Annotated in this window: 6 protein-coding genes and 1 tRNA gene; 6 read left to right on the forward strand and 1 reads right to left on the reverse strand. The window is 27.1% G+C overall.

All coding sequences use genetic code 11. The annotated features are described in order from the left end of the window. The first annotated feature begins 456 nt into the window (after positions 1-456). From fusA to H9660_RS15500, 4 genes are all read left to right on the forward strand, one after another. Positions 457-2,532, forward strand: coding sequence for an elongation factor G (gene fusA, locus H9660_RS15485; RefSeq protein ID WP_191751275.1), 2,076 nt, complete (start codon positions 457-459; stop codon positions 2,530-2,532). 86 nt (positions 2,533-2,618) lie between these two features. Beyond that, on the forward strand, positions 2,619-2,855 hold the full coding sequence (locus H9660_RS16400; RefSeq protein ID WP_243190684.1) for a hypothetical protein: 237 nt from the start codon (positions 2,619-2,621) through the stop codon (positions 2,853-2,855). 126 nt (positions 2,856-2,981) lie between these two features. After that, positions 2,982-4,220, forward strand: a complete 1,239-nt coding sequence (locus H9660_RS15495; protein ID WP_191751277.1) for a competence/damage-inducible protein A — start codon at positions 2,982-2,984, stop codon at positions 4,218-4,220. 182 nt (positions 4,221-4,402) lie between these two features. Then, positions 4,403-5,332, forward strand: a complete 930-nt coding sequence (locus H9660_RS15500) for a CPBP family intramembrane glutamic endopeptidase (RefSeq protein WP_191751278.1) — start codon at positions 4,403-4,405, stop codon at positions 5,330-5,332. 30 nt (positions 5,333-5,362) lie between these two features. Here the strand turns inward: H9660_RS15500 and H9660_RS15505 are convergent, their stop codons facing one another. After that, a complete protein-coding gene (locus H9660_RS15505; RefSeq protein WP_191751279.1) occupies positions 5,363-5,803 on the reverse strand; it encodes a hypothetical protein in 441 nt (146 codons plus the stop codon). 118 nt (positions 5,804-5,921) lie between these two features. Between H9660_RS15505 and H9660_RS15510 the strand changes: the two genes are divergently transcribed. Both H9660_RS15510 and H9660_RS15515 read left to right on the forward strand, forming a co-directional pair. Further along, a tRNA-Phe gene (locus tag H9660_RS15510) sits at positions 5,922-5,997 on the forward strand. A gap of 339 nt (positions 5,998-6,336) precedes the next feature. Then, complete coding sequence (locus H9660_RS15515) at positions 6,337-6,525, forward strand: hypothetical protein (protein WP_243190685.1); 189 nt, start codon at positions 6,337-6,339, stop codon at positions 6,523-6,525. Positions 6,526-6,612 lie beyond the last annotated feature (87 nt).

Raw genomic sequence — 6,612 nt, forward strand, 5'->3', positions numbered from 1 at the left:
AGAGATAAACATTGTATGACAGCGACTTGGAGCGCATGCGACGGAGCAAGGAATATAATGTTTATCTCTTTTTTTATAATTTCTAACATTCAGTTTGTAAGTGTTAAAATATCATAGCAAGGTGACTTGGAGCTGTAAGGCGGAACCTGGATATGATACTTTAACACTTTTTTATTGTGAAGTATTTTAAGGTACTTATTTATATAGTAAATGAATAAGATAATATATAGATGTACGAATAATAAAAAAATGATTTTGCAAATATTGTTTTATAATTAATATAAAACTTCAGCTATAGGTTACTTAAGATACTTTTCTATAGAAACCATAGATTTAAAATTTATATACAGAAGATTTATAAAGGCATAAGTATGAAAAATGCATTAAATCAAAAAGTTAAATTTTAAATGAAAGGTAGGTGGAATCATAATATTTATTTAAATATTATGAGATAGTATGAAGAATTATACTATAAACAACTTAAGGAATGTTGGTTTAATAGGTCATGGAGGATCAGGGAAGACATCATTAATAGAAGCTTTACTATTTCATACTGGAAATACAGATAGATTGGGAAAAGTAGAGGAAGGAACAACAGTTTCAGATTTTGATCCTGAAGAAAAAAAGAGAGGAATTTCCCTTTCAGCATCAATAGCTCCAATAGAGTTTAATGATACTAAGATTAATTTAGTAGATATACCAGGATACTTTGATTTTTCGGGGGAGCTTATACAAGGTATGAGAGCTGTAGATGTTGCAACAATAGTTGTATCTGGTGTATCTGGGGTAAAGGTTGGAACTGAAAAGGCCTGGGACTATTGTAATAAAATAAAATTACCAAGAGCATTTTTTATTAATAAGTTAGATAGGGAGAATTCTAGTTACGATAAAACATTAGCTCAATTAAAGAATATTTTTGGAATTAGTGTCGTTCCTATTCAATATCCAATAGGAACAGAAGAAAATTTTAAGGGTGTTATAAATATTATTTCTAAAAAGGCTAGAATTCATGATTCTAATAGTAATGAAATAAGGGAAATAGAAGTTCCAGAGGAATTACTCGAAAAAATAGATGAATGTAAAAGAATGATAATGGAAGCGGTAGCTGAAACCAATGAAGATTTATTAGATAAGTATTTTAATGAAGGTAAATTAAGTGATGATGACATATATAAAGGATTAATTGAAGGGTGTGCTTCTGGAGATATAGCGCCTGTAATGTGTGGAAGTGCATTAAAAGTTATAGGAATGAGATACATGCTTGAAGATATGGTGGAATGTTTTCCATCGCCTAAATACTCAATTTCTCAAAAAGCATTAAATACAAAAACAGAAGAAGAGGTTTTTATAAATCTTGATGAAACTAAACCTTTTTCAGCACTAGTATTCAAAACGATTGCAGATCCTTTTGTTGGCAAGATATCTTTATTTAGAGTTATCACAGGAAAATTATCTAACGAAGTAACTGTAGTTAATAGTAATAAAGACAAGGCAGAAAAATTATCTAATATATTCTTTATGAGAGGTAAAAATCAAATAATAACTAAAGAAGTTGTTGCTGGAGATATAGCTGCTGTTGCAAAACTACAATACACTGAAACAGGAGATACTTTATGTGATATAAATAATAAAATTATTTACGATAAAATGAATTTTCCTAAGCCTAATATTTCTATGACTGTACTACCTAAGGCAAAAGGTGATGAAGATAAAATATCAGTATCTCTTCAAAAGCTTTTAGAAGAAGATCCTACATTTACAGTTAATAGAGATAGTGAAAATGCTGAAACTATTATTTCAGGTATAGGTGAAACTCATTTAGAAGTTATAGCTAGTAAGTTAAGAAACAAGTTTGGAGCAGATGTAATTCTAAGAACTCCTAAAGTTCCATATAGAGAAACCATAAAGGGTGTATCTGATGTGCAAGGAAAACATAAAAAACAGTCTGGTGGACATGGACAGTATGGAGATGTAAAAATTAAGTTTGAAGCTAGAAAAGATGGTGAAAGTGATTTAGAGTTTGTTGATAATGTTGTAGGTGGAGCTGTCCCAAGAAACTTTATACCTGCTGTTGAGAAGGGTTTAAGAGAATGTATGATTAAAGGAGTTTTAGCAGGATATCCTGTTGTTGGTTTAAAAGCTACTTTATATGATGGCTCTTATCATCCGGTAGATTCTTCTGAAATGGCATTTAAGCTAGCGACATCAATTGCATATAAAAAAGGTCTTGAGTTAGCTAAGCCAATATTATTAGAGCCTATTATGAAAGTAGAAATATTTGTTCCAGATGAATATATGGGAGATATTATAGGGGACGTTAATAAGAGGCGTGGTAGAGTAGTAGGAATGGAACAAGAAGGAAGACTTCAAAAAGTAAATGCAGAAGTTCCTTTAGTTGAAATGTTTAAATACTCAACAGATTTAAGGTCAATGACTCAAGCAAGAGGGCAATTTACAAGTACTTTTGAGAGATATGAAGAAGTACCAGAAACAGAGATAAAAAAGATTATAGAAGACACTAGAAAAAATTAACTAAATTTAAGGCGTATAAATAATGATATTTTTCAAAAAATAATATATATGATTATTATAACAAAAGAAAACTTAGGAGGATTAATATGCCAGACTATAGAATGGATATAAGTGGGGAATTAGGATTAAGTGAATACAGTAATATATTTGATTACATTGGAGTTGTAGATACTAAAGATAATTTTAAAATAACATTAGACAATGTTAGAAAAGAAAATATTAATATTATTACCTCTATGCTTAGAGATAGTAAGTTTTCCATAGTTAACGAGGGTGTTGATTCTAATGGAAGTTATTATATAAATGCAAGTAAGCAAGAGTAAAAAGGCATTAATCTAATTATATAATGGAACCATAATAGCTATTATAGGTTCCATTTTAATTGGTTAGTTGCCTTTTATTAATTTATGGTAAAATATTAAATATAAAGTATATTTAGGAGGAAAAGTATGAAAGCAGAATTAATTTCAATTGGAACAGAAATTTTATTAGGAGATATAGTTAATACAAATGCACAATTTTTAGCCAAAGAACTTGCTTTATTAGGAATAGATGTATATTATCAATCAGTTATAGGAGATAATGAAGAAAGAATTTTAAAAGCTTTTAAAGAAGCTTTTGATAGATGTGATATAATAATTACAACAGGAGGCTTAGGGCCAACTCAAGATGATTTAACAAAAGAATTAGGTGCAAAATATTTTAATAAAAAAATGATATTGCATGAACCTTCTTTAGAATGGATAAAAAAATACTTAGATATTAACAATGAAGAAGTATTAGAGGCTAATAAAAATCAAGCCTATTTTCCTGAGGGATCCATAATTTTACCTAACGAAAATGGAACAGCACCTGGTGCAATTATTTCTGAAAATAATAAAACATTAATAATACTTCCTGGCCCACCTAAAGAAATGAAATCAATGTTTAGTAATCATGTAACTAAGTATTTATCTAAGCTGACAAAAGATATAATTAAATCGAAAACTTTAAGAATATTTGGTATTGGTGAAAGCTTAATGGCTAAAAAATTAGATGACATAATAAAAAATAGTAAAAATCCAACAGTAGCTCCATATGCTAAGGAATACGAAGTTACATTAAGAATTACTGCAAAAGAAAAAAGTGAAGACAAATGTGATGAGTTAATAAAAAATAAGGTAGATCAAATAAAAGGTATTATAGGAGAATATATATATGGAGAAGATGAAGTATCTTTAGAAGAGGTTGTAGCTAAGCTATTATGTGATAAAAAATTAAGTATATCAACGGCAGAATCTTGCACAGGAGGTATGATTTCATCTACATTAATAGAATATCCAGGTATATCTGAAATATTTAAAGAAGGAGTAGTGACTTACTCTAATGAATCTAAAATTAAAAGATTAGGAGTAAAAGAGGAAACTTTAAATAAATTTGGAGCTGTTAGTGAAGAAACAGCAAGAGAAATGGTTATAGGTATAGCTGAAGGATTAAATACAGATATAGCTATATCATCAACTGGAATAGCTGGACCTGGTGGTGGAACGAAGGATAAGCCTGTAGGATTGGTATATATAGGAATATATATAAAGGGTAATGTAAAAGTGGAAAAATTGAATTTAAGAGGAGATAGAGAAGCTGTAAGAAAAAAAGCTACTTTAAGTGCATTGAATTTATTAAGAAAAGAAATTATAAGAAATTATTAAAAATAAATAATCCCCTCATTTTCTCAAATACAGGGGATTATTCTTTAATATATAAATAAAATGGGGGAGAGGCGATTAACTGTGGAAACTTTCTCGCTTCATTTATAATTATGTACACTTTATAAATTTCTTATACATAATTTATATACAATAAAATAATAAAAGTTAGAAAGGATATAAAAATGACAAAAGTTTTTAAAGTGAATTTATACTTTTTAATGATAATTTTACTAGAGGTTTTAGGTCCATATGCATTAAGACCGTTATATATTGCTATTGGATTAAATGATACAAGATTATTATTATTTTTTAATCATGTAATATTATTTATAGTACCAGCAATTATATATTTAATCATAACAAAATCTTCTTTTAAGGAAACGCTAAGATTAAATAAACTTCATTGGCAAGATACTTTATTAATAATATTACTAGGATTTATAGTACAACCAGTTATGACTTTCTTTTCATTAATATCTAGCTTCTTCTTTGAAAATGAAGTAGGAGCTTTTATTAATGAAATATCAGCAACACCATATTTATTATTATTAGGCTTAGTGGCAATTCTTCCATCTATAACTGAAGAAATAACAATTAGGGGGGTAGTCTTAGCAGGATATAATAATGTAAGTAAATATAAGGCTGCTGTTATAACAGGATTATTTTTTGGAATATTACACTTAGATGGACAACAATTTTTATATGCAACTATTCTTGGATTTATTTTTGCGTTAGTAGTTAGGATAACAGATAGCATATATTCATCTATGATAATGCATTTTATTATTAATGGAACATCAGTTACTATTGCTAAAATAAGCAAAATAGTTACAGATAGTTTACCAATTACTCAGGAGACAACAGAGTTTACTTTAAAAAATATATCTTTAAATGAAAAGATATTGATGATAATTATTTATGGAATTATAGCTATTATATTTTCAGTATTTGTATTTTTAATAATATATGCTTTAAATAAAATGAATAAAAAAAGAAGAGTAAAAGAAAATAAGATTGCTAATGAGGTAATTGGTAATGAAGATAAAATAATAAATATTCCTTTTATACTAATAATATTAGTATATTTAATAATAATGTTTATTATAGTATAAAAAAGTTAGGAGGGTTTAACCTCCTAACTTTTAACTATTAGTTACTCTATTAATAGAAGAGGAATTACTATAAAATATTGAAATATCATTAGAATTTATCCATCCTCTACAATTTATATTATTGGTACTTGGAGTATTTACATAAAACCAAGTTTCATTATTTACTTCAGCACAATCTAAGATAGCAATTTCTATATTAGAATTAAATGAATTTAAAATATGAGAAGTTATTAAAGGTGAAATATACAGATTAGAATTATTTTTCAATGTTGCACCTTTATAAGATGGAATAACAAACTTTATTGATATATTATTTAAATTACGTATATTATTATTGTATTTGTTTTTTACAGAAGAGTATTTTGTTGTAGTTAGCATAAGTTGTTTTTTTAATAATTCTAATTTTCTAGTATAATAAAAGTAAGTCCCTATTAAAGATAAGATAAGTAAAATAAAAATTAAATATTTCATTAATATGCTCCTGATAATGCTATATATTATTATATTTAATAATATTGATAAAAATAACTTTTTTTATCAATATTACGTTGACATATTGATAAAAATTTATTAAAATAAAATTTGTTAAGGCTCGATAGCTCAGTCGGTAGAGCAGAGGACTGAAAATCCTCGTGTCCCTGGTTCGATTCCTGGTCGAGCCACCAGATAAAGCTAACTAAAATTAGTTAGCTTTTTTATTTTGTAGGAAATTATAAAAATGTTACACTTTGAATAAGTTTTTATAATTTCATTCCTTTAGTTTGTAAAGAGATAAACATTGTATGAGGTTGCCTTAGAGCGTATGCGACGGAGCAAGAAATATAATGTTTATATCTTTTTTATGTTTTAAATTAAAACCTACATGTATAAGCTTAATAGGAAAGTAAATTTCAAAGTATATAAATTTATGTAATTAATTATACTTTAAGATTTAGTTAAGAATTATTTAAGAAGTATAATGTAAGATAATATTTATAATATCAATTTATTAATAAGAGAGGTGCATGTTGGTGGAAAAGTTAGTATTGTCAGAACAAGATTATGACTATTTAGCTAAAGGAATTGCGTTAGGAGCAGGATGTGGTATATTTATAGGAGTTTTTGTTAATGATATAATACTATCATTTTCAGCATGTACTGTACTAGGAATAGTTTTATCACTAATGTATTCATTTTATAAAAAAATAAAGTAATTAAAATGTTAAAGGAGCTGTCGCATTAGCGGATAAAAAATTCGCTAGCGAAGCTCCTTTCTTTTCATTTACAATGGATTGATTGTA

This window comes from Clostridium gallinarum, assembly GCF_014836325.1.
GTDB lineage: Bacteria > Bacillota > Clostridia > Clostridiales > Clostridiaceae > Clostridium > Clostridium gallinarum.

Coding starts and splice junctions, on each gene's coding strand:
- H9660_RS15495 (WP_191751277.1), top strand. CDS start 2,982: ATGAAAGCAGAATTAATTTCAATTGGAACAGAAATTTTATTAGGAGAT.
- fusA (WP_191751275.1), top strand. CDS start 457: ATGAAGAATTATACTATAAACAACTTAAGGAATGTTGGTTTAATAGGT.
- H9660_RS15515 (WP_243190685.1), top strand. CDS start 6,337: ATGTTGGTGGAAAAGTTAGTATTGTCAGAACAAGATTATGACTATTTA.
- H9660_RS16400 (WP_243190684.1), top strand. CDS start 2,619: ATGCCAGACTATAGAATGGATATAAGTGGGGAATTAGGATTAAGTGAA.
- H9660_RS15500 (WP_191751278.1), top strand. CDS start 4,403: ATGACAAAAGTTTTTAAAGTGAATTTATACTTTTTAATGATAATTTTA.
- H9660_RS15505 (WP_191751279.1), bottom strand. CDS start 5,803: ATGAAATATTTAATTTTTATTTTACTTATCTTATCTTTAATAGGGACT.